The 16,719-nt window shown below is 68.9% G+C and carries 14 protein-coding genes; 8 read left to right on the forward strand and 6 right to left on the reverse strand.

Annotation, left to right across the window (positions count from 1 at the left end):
• Positions 1–21: 21 nt before the first annotated feature.
• The gene (locus tag PV396_RS04130; protein WP_319200331.1) at positions 22–1,170 is read left to right on the forward strand and encodes a glycoside hydrolase family 43 protein; all 1,149 of its coding nucleotides are present in this window, start codon (positions 22–24) and stop codon (positions 1,168–1,170) included.
• The gene (locus tag PV396_RS04135; protein WP_319200333.1) at positions 1,167–2,579 is read left to right on the forward strand and encodes an RICIN domain-containing protein; all 1,413 of its coding nucleotides are present in this window, start codon (positions 1,167–1,169) and stop codon (positions 2,577–2,579) included. Before PV396_RS04130 ends, PV396_RS04135 begins: the two co-directional genes overlap by 4 nt.
• A 137-nt stretch (positions 2,580–2,716) precedes the next feature.
• On the opposite strand, the gene PV396_RS04140 is transcribed toward PV396_RS04135, so the two are convergent.
• Positions 2,717–4,405, reverse strand: coding sequence for a rhamnogalacturonan lyase B N-terminal domain-containing protein (locus PV396_RS04140; protein ID WP_319200335.1), 1,689 nt, complete (start codon positions 4,403–4,405; stop codon positions 2,717–2,719).
• 235 nt (positions 4,406–4,640) lie between these two features.
• On the opposite strand from PV396_RS04140, the gene PV396_RS04145 reads away from it, so the two are divergent.
• Positions 4,641–5,699, forward strand: coding sequence for a rhamnogalacturonan acetylesterase (locus PV396_RS04145; RefSeq protein ID WP_319200337.1), 1,059 nt, complete (start codon positions 4,641–4,643; stop codon positions 5,697–5,699).
• 275 nt (positions 5,700–5,974) lie between these two features.
• On the opposite strand, the gene PV396_RS04150 is transcribed toward PV396_RS04145, so the two are convergent.
• From PV396_RS04150 to PV396_RS04160, 3 genes are all read right to left on the reverse strand, one after another.
• Positions 5,975–7,372 carry a hypothetical protein gene (locus PV396_RS04150; protein WP_319200339.1) on the reverse strand — a complete coding sequence of 466 codons (1,398 nt, stop codon included), beginning with the start codon at positions 7,370–7,372 and terminating at the stop codon, positions 5,975–5,977.
• A 121-nt stretch (positions 7,373–7,493) separates the two neighbouring features.
• Entirely contained in the window at positions 7,494–8,303 is an 810-nt protein-coding gene (locus PV396_RS04155) for an alpha/beta hydrolase (protein ID WP_319200341.1), read from the reverse strand.
• A 135-nt stretch (positions 8,304–8,438) separates the two neighbouring features.
• Positions 8,439–9,758 carry a jacalin-like lectin gene (locus PV396_RS04160; protein ID WP_319200343.1) on the reverse strand — a complete coding sequence of 440 codons (1,320 nt, stop codon included), beginning with the start codon at positions 9,756–9,758 and terminating at the stop codon, positions 8,439–8,441.
• Between the two features lie 472 nt (positions 9,759–10,230).
• Between PV396_RS04160 and PV396_RS04165 the strand changes: the two genes are divergently transcribed.
• The 4 genes from PV396_RS04165 to PV396_RS04180 all read left to right on the forward strand — a co-directional run bounded on the left by PV396_RS04165 (position 10,231) and on the right by PV396_RS04180 (position 14,591).
• Complete coding sequence (locus tag PV396_RS04165) at positions 10,231–10,800, forward strand: SMI1/KNR4 family protein (RefSeq protein WP_319200345.1); 570 nt, start codon at positions 10,231–10,233, stop codon at positions 10,798–10,800.
• 638 nt (positions 10,801–11,438) lie between these two features.
• Positions 11,439–12,551, forward strand: coding sequence for an ArsR/SmtB family transcription factor (locus tag PV396_RS04170; RefSeq protein ID WP_319200347.1), 1,113 nt, complete (start codon positions 11,439–11,441; stop codon positions 12,549–12,551).
• 52 nt (positions 12,552–12,603) lie between these two features.
• Complete coding sequence (locus PV396_RS04175; RefSeq protein WP_319200349.1) at positions 12,604–13,863, forward strand: MFS transporter; 1,260 nt, start codon at positions 12,604–12,606, stop codon at positions 13,861–13,863.
• Positions 13,864–14,270: 407 nt separating this feature from the next.
• Positions 14,271–14,591 (forward strand): hypothetical protein, encoded by a 321-nt coding sequence (locus PV396_RS04180; RefSeq protein WP_319200351.1) that lies wholly within the window; start codon positions 14,271–14,273, stop codon positions 14,589–14,591.
• A gap of 110 nt (positions 14,592–14,701) precedes the next feature.
• Here PV396_RS04180 and PV396_RS04185 read toward each other — a convergent pair whose 3' ends face one another.
• On the reverse strand, positions 14,702–15,052 hold the full coding sequence (locus PV396_RS04185; RefSeq protein WP_319200353.1) for a nuclear transport factor 2 family protein: 351 nt from the start codon (positions 15,050–15,052) through the stop codon (positions 14,702–14,704).
• 236 nt (positions 15,053–15,288) lie between these two features.
• Entirely contained in the window at positions 15,289–16,101 is an 813-nt protein-coding gene (locus PV396_RS04190) for an MBL fold metallo-hydrolase (RefSeq protein WP_319200386.1), read from the reverse strand.
• 90 nt (positions 16,102–16,191) lie between these two features.
• On the opposite strand from PV396_RS04190, the gene PV396_RS04195 reads away from it, so the two are divergent.
• Positions 16,192–16,566 (forward strand): helix-turn-helix domain-containing protein, encoded by a 375-nt coding sequence (locus PV396_RS04195; protein ID WP_319200388.1) that lies wholly within the window; start codon positions 16,192–16,194, stop codon positions 16,564–16,566.
• Positions 16,567–16,719 lie beyond the last annotated feature (153 nt).

The raw sequence follows: 16,719 nt of genomic DNA on the forward strand, positions 1-16,719 counted from the left end.
CACCCCCGAGAGGCAGTCCGCATGAGCCGCGCCGATGACCTGTCCGAAGACCCCACCCTCTCCGCCCGGAGAACGCTGCTGAAGGGTGCCCTGGCCGCGGGCGCCCTGGTGACCGTTCCCGGCGTGGCGCACGCCGCCACCGCCCCCACTGCTGCCCCCGCCGCCCCGGTGGGGGCCACCTGCGCCGCCGACCGGTTCGTCAACCCCCTCGTGCGCAACCGCGCCGACCCCCACATCCACCGCCACACCGACGGCCGTTACTACTTCACGGCCACCGCCCCCGAGTACGACCGCATCATCCTGCGCCGCTCCCGCACCATCCGCGGCATCGCGACCGCCGACGAGTCCGTCATCTGGCGCAAGCACGAGACCGGGGTCATGGGCGCGCACATCTGGGCGCCGGAGATCCACCACATCGACGGCAAGTGGTACGTCTACTTCGCGTCCGCGCCCGCCGAGGCCATCTGGGACATCCGTATCTGGGTCCTGGAGAACTCCAACCGCGATCCGTTCAAGGGGACTTGGGTCGAGCGCGGGCAGCTGAAGACCGCCTGGGAGACCTTCTCCCTCGACGCCACCACGTTCACCCACCGCGGTTCCCGCTACCTCGCCTGGGCGCAGCACGAGCCCGGGATGGACAACAACACCGCTGTCTGGCTGTCGAAGATGGCCGACCCGGTGACCCTGACAGGCCCTCAGATACGGCTGACCACCCCCGAGTTCGACTGGGAGCGCATCGGCTTCCGGGTCAACGAGGGCCCGTCGTTCATCAAGCGCAACGGCCGGATCTTCATGTCGTACTCGGCCAGCGCCACCGACTTCAACTACTGCATGGGTCTGCTGACCATCGACGCCCGCGCCGACCTCATGGACCCGGCCAACTGGACCAAGTCCCCGACACCGGTCTTCACCAGCAACGACACGACCAAGCAGTACGGCCCCGGCCACAACTGCTTCACCGTCGCCGAGGACGGCCGTACCGACGTCCTCGTCTATCACGCACGGCAGTACAAGGAGATCGTCGGCGACCCGCTGAACGATCCCAACCGGCACACCCGGGTGCAGAAGCTCGGCTGGAACGCGGACGGCACCCCGGACTTCGGGGTCCCCGTCGCCGACACCCAGCAGACAGGCACGCAGGTCGGCTCACCCATGGAGAGTGGCTCATGAGACGTGTGTACGCGGTTCTCCTCGCCCTTTGTCTGGCGCTGGCCGGCGCCCTCGCGACCGCCGGAACCGCCCAGGCGGCGGCCGTCACCATCACCAACGGCACCCAGTTCACCGCCACCAACGGCGACCCCGTGCACGCGCACGGCGGCGGGGTCATCAAGGTCGGCTCCTACTACTACTGGTTCGGCGAGAACCGCAACGCCGACAACACCTTCCGGTACGTGGACGCCTACCGTTCCACCGACCTGAAGAACTGGGAGTTCCGCAACCACGTCCTGACCCAGTCCAGTTCCTCCGAACTCGCCACCGCCAACATCGAGCGGCCGAAGGTCATGTACAACGCGGCCACCGGCAAGTTCGTGATGTGGATGCACAAGGAGAACGGCGTCGACTACAGCGAGGCCCGCGCGGCCGTCGCCGTCTCCGACACCGTCGACGGCAACTACACCTGGCAGGGCAGCTTCCGCCCGCTGGGCGTTCACATGTCCCGTGACATCACGGTGTTCGTCGACACCGACGGCACCGGCTACATGATCTCGGCGGCCCGTGAGAACTACGACCTCCAGATCTACCGGCTCACCGCCGACTACACCGGCATCGCCGCACTGGTCGCCGACCCCTGGCACAACGGCCACCGCGAGGCGCCGGCCCTGTTCAAGCGCAACGGCGTCTATTTCATGGTGACTTCGGCCGCCACCGGCTGGAGCCCCAACCAGCAGCAGTACGCCACCGCGTCCAGCGTCACCGGCCCGTGGACCGCGATGACCAACGTCGGCGACTCCACGACGTTCGGCTCGCAGGCCGCGTACGTACTTCCCGTGCAGGGGAGTTCGGGCACCTCGTACCTCTACATGGGCGACCGCTGGGGCAACTCCTTCGGCGGTACGGTCAACGACTCCCGTTACGTGTGGCTGCCGTTGAGCTTCCCGTCGTCCACCACGATGTCCATGTCCTGGTCCCCCGAGGTCACCATCGACACCGCCACCGGGACGGTCACCGGCAACAGCGCCACGTACAACACGCTGATCGCCCGGCACTCGTCCAAGTGCGCCGATGTCACCAGCCAGTCGCTCTGGTCGGGCGCCCAGATCAAGCAGTACACCTGCAACGGCGGCAACAACCAGAAGTACTGGTTCAAGTCCGTCGCGGGCGGCTATTACCAACTGGTGACCCGGGGAAGCTCGTTGTGCGTCCAGGAGAACGCCGGCACGGTCACTCAGGAGAACTGCGGTTCGTCGGCCACCAATCAGCAGTGGTCGCTCACCACCTCCGGTTCCTACGTCAAGCTCGTCTCCCGGGCGAGTGGTAAGTGCCTGGACGTGAACGGCGCGTCCACCGCCGACTCGGCCGCCGTCATCACATACACCTGCAACAGCGGAACCAACCAGCAGTGGACACGCGGAACATGACGATCCCTCAGTAACGGGTAGCGGGGACCCGCGCCCCGTCAGGGGCGCGGGACTGTGCCGATATGTGGCTCCGCCACGCGGGCGCGACAAGCCCCCACCGGGCCCGCGGCGAACGAACCGCATACCCAGCGGAGTTGCTAGCTCAGCAGATCCAGCGCGTCGATCGCGGTCCCCGCACTGAGATAGGAGGTCGTCCCCGAACCGCTCACCACGTTGATCTTCAGCACGTTGTACTGACTGGTGTCCGTGAGCCAGGCGCTCGCGGGGACGTTGTACGTGAACGTGTTGTTGTTCCCCCGGTAGGACCCGTTGGTCAGGGACCGGGTGTTCGGCTGGGTGGGCGGGGAGGGGATGGGCGAGGTCCAGTTGCCGTTGACGACGACCTGCGGGCGGCCGTTGGCGTAGGCCGTCGTCACGCCGATGCGCAGGGTGTGCGCGGCGGCGGCCTGGGCGGCGGTCAGCTTGAAGTAGACCAGCAGACCGCTGTTGACGTCCTTCCAGAGATAGCAGGGGAAGCCCGAGGTCTCGCTGCCGCTGCCGATCACCACATTGCCGGTCCAGGCGGCGGCCCGGACGTCGGACGGATGCGCGTACGTCATCAGGTCGGCGTTCTTGAAGCCGCTCGGGGTGCCGTTCCAGTCGTTGATCCGCCAGATCGCGCTCGCGTTGCTCGGGTCGTTCGAGGACGGGATCGCGATCGAGTTGAGGGTCGTCGTGCCACCGGCCGACACCGACACTGAGGTGGTGTACACGGCGAGCTCCCCCTTGAACACCGTGAGCGTGTACGACCCCGGCAGGACACCCCCGATGGAGAAGAACCCGTCGGAGGACCGGGCCGAACCCCAGTACTGCGCAGCCGAGTTGGCGATCCCGACCGTGTACGGGTACGCCGTGTTGCGCCCGGTGATCCCGACGCCCGCGACCTTGCCCCGGCCGCCGGCGGCGACGTACCCGGAGATGCCGAGGGAGTCCGCCCAGGGGGTCGTGAGCGTCCCCGGGAACAGCGACGAGGAAGGCGCGCCACCGTCCGTGAACGCGATGACGTACGGGCCCTGGAGGCCGAAGCGCTGGTCCTCGGTCTGGTTCTGGCCGTAGTACAGGATCTCGTACAGGCCGCCGCCGTCCGCGCTCTGGTGACGCAGGAGGGAGCGGTAGAAGGGGCCGCCGGACGCCTTCTCGTGGTTGCTGCGCACCACGTACAGGCCGACGCTGCCGGTCTTCCAGCCGATGTAGTCGTAGTCGATGACCCGCAGCTTCGAGTAGTGCTTCGAGCGGGTCTGGCCGTCCGACTTCGCGAAGACGTCCGAGGCCTCGATCGTGCTGTTCGTGTACGTGTACGAGTCGGGCTCGTCGTTGAGGAACAGGCCGGCCTTGACGCGCAGGATGAACCGGGTCGCCGAGACCGAGGTGTCGGCCTTGTTGGTCCACAGGTAGACGTTGTTCTCTCCGCTGCGGGCCGCGTAGTAGTGCTTCAGCGTGCCGTACGTGACGCTGACCAGGATCGTCGAACCGGACTGTTTGATCGTCACCGTGGAGGAGCCGAGGCCGGACTCGATGTGCGAGTTCATGCCGCCGTAGCCCTGGTATTCCGTGCCCCGGTAGACCAGCGAGGACAGGTCGCCGTTGGACTTGCGGACCTTGAAGACGAGGTTGGCGCCGGTGTCGATGACGTAGTTCGTGCCGTCGTCGGTGTAGCCGAAGGTCGCCGCCTGCGCGGTGCCCGGGAAGGCGAGTCCGGCGGCGGTCGCCGTGGCGCCGAGGACGAGCGCACGACGGCCGAGGTGGATGCCGGAGCTGCCGGATTGCCTGTCGTTGGCTGCGGACATGGGGGTGCCTCCTTCGGAGGTGGGGGTGTGGGGGGGGGGGTGGGGGACGCACACGGGTTGCGGCGTGCGGTGTTGGGAAGAGTGACAGTTGAATCGATTTTGCGAAAGGGCTTTCGTTGTAAGGAAGTTGGCAGTTGTGTGAAATCGTGCAGGACTCTAGAAAGCGCTTGCCAGACCATGTACCGTCCTGCCGCTGGGCCTTGTCGAGCGTCGGAGGACTGTTGTGGCAACCGCGATGAGACGTTTCAACCGAGCTGTGCTGGCGGCCGTGACCCTGAGCACCGTCACCACCCTGGCCGCCGTGCCCGCCGCCGCTCACGCGCGGCCCTCGCACGGACCGCGGGCCCTGGGCATCGAGAACTGCACCGCCACCGCCTGCCACTTCGACGTGGCGCCGGGCACGTACGACGTACGGGTGCTGCTGGGCGGCGACGCCGCCGCGAGTACCGCCGTCACCGGCGAGACCCGGCGCGCGCTCCTCCCGGAGACCGGCACGGCCGCCGGCGAGCGCGTGGCCCGCAGCTTCACCGTCAACGTCCGTACGCCCGAGGGCGAACCGACCGGCCCCGAGGGCACCCCCGGCCTCGACCTGGTGCTCGGCGGGTCGGCGCCGGCGCTGGCGGACATCCGGGTCACCCCCGCCGCCCGGCACACCCGGCAGATCTTCCTGGTCGGCGACTCGACCGTCTGCGACCAGCCCGCCGACCCCTACACCGGCTGGGGCCAGGAGCTGCCGCAGTATCTGCGCAAGGGTCTGTCCGTCGCCAACTACGCGGATTCCGGGGAGAGTACGGTCACCTACCTCGCCAACCCGGCGCTCTTCGCGACCGTCCAGCCGCTGATCCGGCCCGGCGACCTGGTCCTCGTCCAGCTCGCGCACAACGACAAGCAGACCGACGAACCGACGTACCGTGCGAACCTGGAGACGCTTGTCGCGGGTATTCGCGAGCGAGGAGGGAAACCGGTACTGGTGACCCCGATCGTGCGCCGCTGGTTCAACTCCGACGGCACCCTGAACAACGGCACCGCCCTGCTGGTCAACGGCCTCGGCGTCGACCACCCGGCGGTGATCCGCGCGGTCGCGGCGGAGCGCGGCGTACCGCTGATCGACCTGACGGCGAAGACGAAGACGCTGGTGGAGTCCCTCGGCGTGGAGGGTTCCAAGGCGCTGTACCTCTACAACGAGAAGCGCGACAACACGCACACGTCGGTGCGAGGGGCCACGGCGTACGCCGAGTTGGTGCGCGACGAGCTGGTGGCGCAGCGGCTGGTTCCCCGGGGCGCGGTGAGGTGACGCTCGGCGGGGTACGCGGTTCTTCGCCCGCCGAGGGACGCTCTCCCGGGCGGCGGGCACCGGTCGCGCCCACGTGGCGGAGTCGCACCGCGGCACAGACCCGCGTCCCGTAGGGGCGCGCATGAGCCCCTGGGGCGCCCCGACCGGAACCGGGGCGTCCCAGGGTCGACGGCTTCCCGGGACCGCTCCGGCGCCGGGACCCGTCGTATGACCTGCCGTACGACGAGTTGTACGACCAGCCGTACAGTCGGCGGCCGTACGGTGAGGCCCGTGGTTCAGTGCGCCAGACGGGCGATGCGCAGCGAAGCCGTGGTCGGGGAGGCGCCCGTCAGAGGGGTCGCGTACGACGGCGTCACCGGGACGTACGCCCAGGTCAGGGAGCCGTCCTTCAGGGCGGCGATGTCGCCCGTGATACGCGCCTGCACGACCTTGTCCGGCGACTTGAACGCGCCGTTCCAGTCGATCAGCCGCAGGTGCGTGCCCGTGAACGTGCCGGTGCAGGTACCGCTCGCGCACCTGGCGTTCTTCAGGGACTCCCAGGACACCAGCAGCCGGTCCTTGCCGTACGGGGCCACGCGGACGTTGACGTGTTCCGTGCCCGGCGCGTTCGTCAGGTAAAGGGCCCTGCCCGCAGGGGAGTTGCGGTTCTTGAGAAGCGACACCGCCACCTGGTGCGTGCTCCACCTCGGCTTCACCGTCCAGCCCCGGCCGCTCGAGTCGTCCGGGTTCTTCGCGGCGGAGGCCGATCCGCGCGAGCCGTAGGCGGTGGCGTAGCGGCCCGTGGACGACTTCACCAGGTCGCCGGTGCGGCCCGCGTACGTGCCGCCGCAGTAGCCCGCCCAGCACTGCTCGCGCTGCACGGCCGGGGCGTTGTCGGGGGCGCCTATGCCCGTCGACACGAACAGACCCGAACGCCAGTCGTCGAAGCAGAGGGAGGTGAAGGCGCCGGTGGGCTCGGCGTGCAGCGCGATGCCCTCGTTGTGAGAGCAGCCCCAGCCCCAACCGCCGCTGAGTTTCCCGCCCTTGGCGCTGAGGTACGACAGCTTGTCGCCGAAGTGGCCGTCCGCGAAGCCGCCCGCGCCGTGCACCACGAAGTAGGCGCCGTACTTGGTGCCGTTCCAGGTGAGCTGGCCGTCGAGCGTCGGGGACGTGTCGTGGGAGGCGGTGCCGGTGAGCTTGGTGCGCCAGGCCTCCCTGCCCTGGGAGAAGCGGACGAGGGCCGCCGCCGTCTCCTTCCACTTGTTGGTGTCGGCGACCCGGGTCAGCAGCGCGAAGCCGTCGTTGTGGGCGATCAGCCCCCCGACCTCCTTGGCGCCCTTCACGATCGAGTCACCGCCCGCACGCTTGCCGGCCGAGGTCAGCGGGGTCACATGAACCCCGTCCGACGCCGGCCACGCGACCCGCAGAGTTCCGTTGGGCGCGACCGCGGTCGCCGTGCGCGTCCACTCCCGCGTGTTGTTGTAACCGGCGGACAGATAAGGGAACTTGGCCGGCAGCGTCACGGCGGTGGCCGTGACGGCGAGGGACGGCGCAGCGGGCGTCGTCGCCGCCCCGGCGGTCGCGTACCAGGCGCCGGCGAGCAGCCCGGCTGCCGCGAGCCCCCCGATCAGGGGCTTGCGGGCCGCGTGGGTACGCCGGTGGGCGGTGGGGCGGGGGAGTGGTGCTGAGGTCATACCTGTCTGTTGCCGGAGGGCGGGGAAAGGTTGCCGCCGGATCGCGCGGCTCGCAATCGGAGCTCGACGCTCAAGGGGCGACGGGCGACGACCAGTCCCCGCAGCAGGGCACCCACCCACCTCAGCCCACCGGAACCAACGTCTCCCTGAGCCGCGCGGCGAACTCCGCCGGGTGGGTCAGCAACCCGAGATGCCCTCCCGGGAACGGGCGGGCAACGCCGCCGGTGCGGCGGGCGAGGAATGTGGTGGTGCGGTGCAGGAGCTGGCCGGCCGAGTCGATGCCCACGGCGACGGTGAGCCGGGGGGAGGCGGCGGACAGGGCGGCGAGGTGAGGGCTGTAGGAGGTGAAGGGGACCAGGACCCGGGTGAGGAAGACGCCCATCGGCGTCGCCAACTCATCGGTGGGGGACGGGGGTTGTGGTGCCGCGTCCGACGTCTTGTTCAGTTCCTCCTCGGTGAGGGCCCGTTCCTCCATGCCCGCCGTCATACGGACCGAGGCGGCCTCGGCGCCCTGGGTGCGGTAGGCGTCGCGCACCTCGGTGAACATCGACCGCTGTCGCTCGGCGTCCGGCAGGACCGCGACGACCGGCGGCTCGTGCGCGACGACGTGCCGCAGCCGGTCCGGGTGCCGGGACGCCAGATCGAGGGCGGCGACGGCGCCCGAACTGCTGCCGAACACATAGGCCGACTCGCCCTCGGGAAGAACCGCGTCGAGCACCCGCGCCGCGCCATCGCTCCACCCCTCGACGCGCTGTTCCTCGACCGGCTCGCCGAGTCGGCCGTGGGCGAGGCCGAGAGGGTCGTACGTCACGACAGTGAAGCGCTCGGAGAGGAGGGCGGTGGCGTTCTCGAGGCCCATGGAATGTCCGGCGCCGCCGGGGATGATGAGGAGGACGGGGCCTGAGCCGCGCACGTCGTAGTGATCACTCATCCTCCCGAAGCTACCGGCTGGGGCGCCCGGAGAGGACTGATTTTCCGGGACGCGCGGACTGAGCGGGAGGGGGCGGACACGCACAGTGGTGTCCGCCCCCCACAACAAGCCTTCCCAGCCCAGGACTTGGCCGGGTCAGACGATCGGCGCGTACACCACGCCCAGCTGGTCGATCTCGTCGCCGGCGCGGCCTGTGAAGCCAACGATCTGCCAGCCCGACGGTGCCGTGAACGTCGCGGTGTCCGTCGTGGCGGTACCGGAGGCCAGGGTGCGGGACCTGTCCGTCGTGAACGCCGCCGAGAAGATCCTTGTGCGGCCGTCCTTCTGACCCTGTGTCAGTTTCACCGAGGTGAGGTGCTCGCCGGACGCGAGAGTGAGGGAGGTGGCGGTGCCGCCGGTGCCGCCGTGGACCAGCGTGGTGCCGCCGTCCTGCGCCAGGGACAGCCCGTCGAGGCGGGAGCCGCCGCGCAGGGTGAGCGTGCGGGGCGAAGGCGTCGCCGGGAGATCGTCGGAGTCGTTGAATGCCGTGCCGTGCGGCCCGCCGACGACATCGCTGGCGCGCAGCTTCGAGTTCAGCGTCCAGGAGAAGTCGACCGTGTGCGGGAAGTGGTCGGAGAGGTTGCCGCCCGCCGAGTCGAGGAAGGACGCCCACTCGTTGTTGTACCGGGTCGCGGAGAGGTTCACCAGCTTGCTGCCGCGGTAGAGGACCTTGTCGACGACCTCGCAGCTGTTGGTGGGCGCGGTCGTCGGGCAGACGATCGGGTCACTGCCCTGGGCCGGCGGCGTTCCGCCCTTGACCAGCTGGACCCACGCGTCCGTCAGCCCGTTCTCGGACGCGAGCGTGCGGATGTTGTCGGGTGTGCGCGTGTAGCGGGTGTTCGTGTCACCCATGACGATCACCGCGTTGCCCGAGGAGTTGGCCCGGATGAACGCGGAGAGCTGCGAGACGTTGTCGCGGCGGGCGGCGTGTGCCTCGTCGGTGTCGTCGGCGTTGGTGTGGACGTTGTAGAGGTCCACGTAGACGCCCTCGGCGATCCGCACCCGGGCCAGCGAAAAGCCCTTCGGGGTGAGGCAGTTGGTGCCGGTGCACTTGCTCCACTTCACCCGCTCGAAGTCCTGGAACGGGTAGTCCGAGAGGGTGTTGAGTCCGTCCCCGAAGGGCACTCCGCCACTGGTCGCCGTGCGGTACGGGTGGTTGTCCTTCGCGTACAGATCGGCGTGGTAGTTGAAGTCCTCCTGCACGTTGACGATGTCGTACGCGCCCAGACGCGGCGAGATCAACGGGGTGTTCACCTTCGGGTTGCCCGAGCTGAGCACATCCGGGAGGCCCGCGACGTTGTACGTGAGGACGTTGAAGGTGCCCGAGGTGGCGGCGACCGCGGGAGTGGATCCGGTGGCAGCGAGCCCGGCCAGCGCCAGGGCGCCGGCGACGAGGGTGCCGATGAGTCTTCTCATGGTGGGGGGTCTCCATGGGAGGGGGAAGTGAACACTGCTCAGGTTCACGGGCCAACAGTGTGCTGTACAAGGGCTGTTGGGGGAACAGGGAGTGGAGTGACGATTCGCCGCTCCTGGGTCGTCGGGCGATCACCCGCTGGTTGAACAGAGTTAATGCCTCCCACCGAAGGCGCAGCCATGGGGCATGGGCAAGGCCGTTCCCGCCGGCTGGTCCGGGGGACCGAGGGGAATTCGGCAAGGAAGCGCAGGGGCAGGGCTGGGTCCGCCAGGCACAGCGGCCGTGTGCGTGAGGAGTTGGGAGGCAGGATGCCTGCTCGGAGTACCATCCCTGCGAAGATTTCCCGTCGGCGCTCCGCACTGTGGATTTCTGCGCACGCGCTTCGGGATTACGGCGTCCGGCATCGACGCTTCGAACGGTAACCCCGCAGTGGCGCAGTCGTATGGGGCATCCGTGCAGAGAGGACAGAGGGAAATGAGTGTGGTGGCGAGCTGGTCCCGCGTGATGAATCTTCTTCGACAGCACGCGCCGGCCGATCACGCGGATCTGCCTGGGCCCGCTACGGATCAGATACTCGCGGCCGCCGAGGAGCGGATGGGTATCCCCCTTCCTCACGATCTGCGGGCGTGGCTGCTGCAGAACAATCTGGATCTTCCTGAAGAAGGTGTGGACGACGATGTGGCCTGTTGCGGCTTCGCCGGGTTCCCGGACGAGGGAAGCTTCTTTCTGGGCATCCGGGCGATGGAGAAGCTCTGTGCGAACCGTGCTACGCCCGGTGGATTCGACCCTTCGGACCAGCCGGACAATCCGTTCTGGCGAAATGAGTGGATCCCGTTCCTGTCGGACCAGGACGGCTGGATGGGAAAGTTCATCGATGTGCGGGACGGGCGTATCGGTAGGTGGTTTGTGGGTGAGATCACGATCACGGGTGAATACGAATCACTTGCTCACTATTTCGACTCCGTGGCGGAGATGCTGACGAAGATCGCCGATGGAAACCATCCGGTCTGTGAGGTCTCCGAAGGGCGACTCGTCTGGTTGTGAAACAAAAGTCCCGCGTCAGCCCCAACTGGATGACCGTCATCGCCGGACGCCGGCTTCTCTCACGCGGCTTCGTTCGGTAGGGGCTTCATCGAATCTCCGCCACCTGTGACCCGCGGAATCTCGGCTCTGCCCGAGTGCTGGCCAAGCTCGGTATGACGTACGGCGGGCGCCCGGTGCTAATCGAGTCACAGGTGCGGCGCTTCCGCTGCGGTCAACGTTCCTGCAGGCAAGCGACGTTTGCCGAGCAGGTCGACGGGCTGACGGTCCGCCACGGGAGACGCAGCACCGGCCTGCAGAGGATACTGGAGCGCCCGGCCGCCCTCGGGATGGACGACTTCGCGCTCCGCAAGGGCCACAACTACGGCACGATCGAGACCGCTCCACGGCCTCTGCCGAGGCCGCACGGCTCGGCGCCCCGAACGCCGTCCACGTCCCGGACCGATGGCACATCTGCTTCGAACCTGGCCGAGGGCGTCGAGAAGACGGTCGTCCAGCACCGAGCTCTGCTGCGGGAACCGCACGACCCCGCCAGGCCGACGGTGAGAACGACGCACAGGTCATCGTCAGTCACCATCGCCGACCACCGTCTCGCGCGGCACACTCCCTCCGGGGACGCCGGACGGCGAGGATGACGAGTCATGACGATTGTTTTCCGGGTGCCCGCCGGTGGTGCTGAGCGCGTGGGGTTCGCCTACTCGCCGGCGATGGAAGCCGTACTGAGCCTTCATGTGCTGGTGGAGCCCAAGCACCACCCCGTCCAGCACGGCTGGGTACGCGCGATGCGCAAGCTGTCGCCGGCGCTGAAGCGGGAGATCGAGGCGTTCTCCTACGCGGTGCGCTCGTACTTTCCCGAGTTCCTCTTTCCGCGGCCGACCGGTGGGCTGGCGGACTTCGGCAGCGAGTTGGCCGGCCTGCGTACGGCGGACCCGGAGCTGGTCCGGCTGGAGTTCGCCGTCCCGCTGCTTTCGCCGTGGCCGGGCGGCGGCGAGGGCAGGGATCCCCACGCGCTGCGGGAACCGGACGTACGCGCTCTGCTGCGGGAGCGTCTCGCGCGGGAAAGCGATAAAGCGATGGCCGCAATGCTCCTGAACGAACCCCGCGCACTCCTCGAAAGGTTCCTGAGCATGCTGGAACGCTACTGGCGGGAGGCGTTCGAGGAGGAATGGGCCCGGATCGAACCGGAACTGGCCGCCGGGGTGAGCGAGGCCGGGCACCAGATCGAACAGCGCGGGCTGTACGGCATGCTTCGCGGCCTGTGGCCGGAGGTGCGCAGCGACCGGCAGGCCGAACGCTTCTGGCTGGAGCGCCCGCACGACCACGAGGTCACCATCGGCCCGGACGATACCCTGCTGCTCGCCCCCAGTACCTATGTGTGGCCGCACGTACGGGTCAACTGCGACGGCCCCTGGCCCCTCGGCCTCGTGTTCCCTGTCTCGTCGATCGCCCGGGAAGCCCGACCCAGGATTCCTCCCGCACAACTCGTCGCCATGCTCCGCGCGCTCGCCGACGACACCCGGCTGCGTGCCCTCCGCCTGATCGCCGAACGCCCGCGCAGCACCCAGGAGTTGGCTCCACTGGTCGGCGTCAGCGAGGCCGCGCTGTCCAAGCACTTGCGGGTCCTGACGGAGGCGGGCCTGCTCGAACGCCGGCGTGAGGGCTACTACGTCCTGTACCGGCTCCTGCCCGGGCAGGTGGCGGATCTCGCTCCCAGCCTGGAGAGCTTTCTGCATACCACCGACCCCATTGATTAGCCATCTGCCTAATAAGTGGATCAGGTGCCCGAGGAGATCCGACAGTGGCGGCATGTCACTGCTCAAGGACCGCAATTTCCTGCTTCTCTTCGTCGGCCAGGCCGTCTCACGCTTCGGCGACGGCCTGTACACCGCGGCGACCGCCTGGCTGGCCTGGTCGCTGACGAAGGACCCGACGGCCGTCGCCGTGGTCAGCGTGGCCGCGTTCGCGCCCGCGTTCCTGGCCACGTTCGTGTCCGCCTCGTATGCCGACCGTTACGACCGCCGCAAGCTGATGATCGCCACCGATCTGGCCCGGGTCGCCGTGGTGGCGGTGGCAGCGGTGTTGCTCTCCCTCGGCCTGCTGAACCTGTCCCTGCTCGTGGTGACAACGGCGCTGCTGGCCCTGATCGGCGCCCCGTTCGCCCCGGCCCGCAACGCCATCGTTACGCAGATCGTCCCGGCCGACCGTCTGCAGCAGGCCAACGGGCTGCTGCAAGTCGCCTTCCGGGCCGCCTTCTTCGTCGGCCCGCTCATGCTCGCACCGCTGCTGGCCTACGGCTCCATGCGGGCGGCGCTGGTGGTCAACGGACTGACCTTCCTCGGTTCGGCGGGCGCCGTGGCCGCCATCCGCGTGGCCCGCCCCGTCCTGGCCGTCGGCCAGGCGGGTCTGTGGGCCGATCTCGCCGCCGGGCTCAGGGCCGTTCGGGCCGCTCCCGACGTGCTGGTGGTCATCGTGACCTTCGTGCTCGCCCTCGCTCTGACCAGTGGCTTCCTGACGGTGGGGCTGGTCGCCGTCGTGGGGCAGGGCGGCCGCTACGGCCTGCTGCTGGGCGTCGCCGGGGTCGCCGAAGTGGCGGGGGCGCTCCTCTTGGCCGGCCTGCGGATGCGCAGACTCGCCCTGGCGGCGGTGCTGGCCTGGGCCCTGCTGGGAATCTTCCGTGCGCCGCTCGGAATCGTCACCTCCACAGCCGGGGCCGCAGTGCTCCTGATCGCCACCGGGCTGGCCTCGGCCCTCACGGACATCCCGCTGATCGCGCTGGTGCAGCAGCGCATACCGAGTCACCATCTGGCGAAGGCGTTGGGTCTGTGGGAGGCCGGAGTGGCAGGAGCCCTGGCCGTTTCCCCCTTCGTGGCCTCGACCACCATCGCACTCACCGGAGTCCAGGACGCCTTCCTCCTCTCGGGCGCCGCCCTCGTCGTTCTGGCCATGAGCGCCGCGCTCACCCTGGCCCGCACAGACAGAGCACAGCGGCCCGGGCAGTTGCGCATCGGCGTCCCGTCTCGTTCCGAAGCCGAACAACCGGCAGTCGCGCCGGAGTCCCCCCGGTGACTGCCCCCTGCTGTCGTCCAGCCGGCCCCGATTCCGGACGGCCCGCCGCACCAGTCGTGAGCCGTTCGCGCTGAACCAGACTTCCGCGCCGCCGCCCTTTTTGGCATGCGAAGACGGTGCCGCCGTGCGACCTCGCGACATCCCTCACGACGGTCAGGCCGAGGCCGAGGCCAGAGCCCGCCCGACCTCCTGGCAGTCCCGCACACCCCCTGCCCTCAGCGGTTTTCGGATCACGGTGTGGCCGGTTTCGTCGCCGGATTCAGCGCCCTGCTCACCCTGGACGCCACTTCGCCGTGGGGAGGACGGCCCGACCAGCTCGCCATCGAGGCTCCGGTCCCCAACATGAGGCAGGTGCGGAGACAGGCCGAACAGCGTCTGCGGGCCGCCGGGGTGAGCGCCGTGTCGGCGTGGACGACGGCTTCGTGGCCACGGCTCCCTGCGAATGCCGTCAGATCACCGCCACCGTCTCCGGCGGCCCGGCCGAACTGAACCGCGCCCGCACAGCGCTGACCGGCCTGATGCCGGACCCCGGTCGGCACCGACGAAGCACTGCTGTACCGGCGGTTCGCCGCACCGCCTTCCTCGGCGCCGTGACAGCCGGTGCCCGCGTGGACTTCGCCGGCACCGACCTGTTCACCGCCGGCAGCGGAGCCTTCACCGCACAACGCCACGTCGAAGACCTGCGCACCCTCAGCAGCCAACTGCGCCCGGACCACACCGGATCATGACCGTGGCATCGACGCCGGAACGCAAGTGGCGACCGCATCGAGAAAGTCGATACGGCCGCCGCTGCCGTGACGAGGCTCCGTCGCCCGACGGTGATGCCGGGATGACGAGATCAGACGCCGTAGGGGTTGTCGATGATGTAGACCCAGTCCCCCTCGCTCGTCCTCCTCATCACCTCGACCGCTTTTCCTTCCACAACGCCGCTCTCGCCCGTGATCCGCCAGGACGGCTGGACCATCGCCAGGTCGCCGTTCTGATGGACCGACGTGGCCCCCACCTCCATGGTGCTGGGCGAGGCGAGGTAGGGCTTCAGCGCTTCCTTGATGCTTTCCCTGCCGTAGACCGGCTGCTGTCCCGGTCCCGGTACGAACATGGCGTCTTCGTCGAACAGGGAACCCAATCCGTCGAGGTCCCGGTCCTTGAGGTACTGGGCGAAGCGTTCGTGCACGACTTCGGGTGTCATGTTCTTTCCTTTTCTTCGTTGCGGACGGCCGGGTCGGTTACAGGCCGATCTGCATGAGCCATTGACCGGCGGTGCGCGGCGTCAGCCCCAGAAGCTGCGGGGCGCTTTTGTGCGCGCTGATGATCTCGTCCGGCACAGTGGCGAGGCCCTCGTACAGTGCGGTGGCCGCAGCCGCTCCCGCGTCTCCGGTGGCGTGGGAGGAGCGGGTCAGAGCGTCGGCGGCGCTGGGTGAGGTGTCAGTGGGTGTGCGGGTCCGGCAGGGTGAGGGGTCGGCCCGGGGTGGGCCAGTGCAGGGGGGCGTCGGCGGCGTCGAAGGCCTGCTGGACGTGGTCGCGGTCTTCGGTGTAGTGCGCCCAGCCCTCGGCGTGCACGGCCACCACGAGGGGGTCGCCGAGGCGGCGGCGGGCCTCGACGGCCTGGATCGCGGTCAGCGACAGTCGTATGTCACCGAGTTCCTCGAAGCCGGCCGCGCCCAGGTGCAGCAGCGCCACGTCGACGCGGTACCGGCCGGCCAGGTCGCTCATCGCGTCCAGGTCGACGGTGTCACCGGAGACGTACACCGTCGGTGCCGACCCGTCGTCGGTGTGCAGGAGGAAGCCGGTGACCGGACCGGTGATGGCCTCGGTGCCGACCGGACCGTGGCGGGCGGGGACCGCAGTGATGTTCAGCGGCGTACGGCCCGGCTTCGACAGGGTCCGGGTCTGCCAGGGCTCCAGGCCGACGGCTGCGCCCCCGAGATCCTTGGCGCCGGCGACGGTGGTGAACACCTCCGAGGCACCGGAGGCCACCGTACGCCCGGCGGTGTCGAGGTTGTCCAGATGCCCGGTGTGGCTGACCACGACGGCGTCGAGAGCGGGCAGTTGTGCGGGCTCCAGCGCCGGGTCGGCGGTCTTGCGCACCACGACCGGGCCGTCTTTGTACTCCGTGCCGGCGGCGTCGAAGGTCGGATCGGTCAGCAGCGTCCAGCCGGCCAGGTGGATCAGGGCTGTGGGGCCGCCGAGCACCGTCACGGTGTTCGCGGCGGGGGTCACGGCAACGTCGGTTACCACGGGTACTCCTTGACGATCAGGGGTTGGCCCACTCACTCTGACCGAGTTACTTTCTCCTGGGAAGTACATACCTTCAGGTGAGGTGAGCACGTGCAGGAAAGCGCGCGAGGCAACGTCCGTAATCCCGCCTGCCCCAGCAGGCAACTGTTCGACCTGGTCACCGCCCGGTGGGCCACCCTGGTCCTGGTGGATCTCATGGACGGCCCGCAACGCTGGTCCGAGCTGCGTCGGCGGGCCGGCGGCGTCAGCGACAAGATGCTCGCGCAGACCCTCCGCGACCTCGAAACCGGTGGACTGATCACCCGCACCGTGCACGCCAGCCGCCCACCGACAGTGGAGTACGCCCTGACAGACCTCGCCCGTGGCGTCACCTCAGCACTGCAACACCTGCAGGACTGGGCCGAACAACACACCGGCGACTACGCCCACCACCTACGTACCCACACCACCGACCCGAAGCCCTGAAAAGGCAGGCTCGGGGTGCACACGTCACTGTGCTTCCGCCGTATGAGCGAGCGCCCTGACCAGCATGAACCGCGTGGAAAGCTCAGGGCTCGACGCGCCGTCGCTGACGGTGGATGCGCAACGGCTTCTGACCCTGCTGATCGCGGTGGACGC

Source organism: Streptomyces sp. ME02-8801-2C (genome assembly GCF_033793965.1).
Classification (GTDB): Bacteria; Actinomycetota; Actinomycetes; order Streptomycetales; family Streptomycetaceae; genus Streptomyces.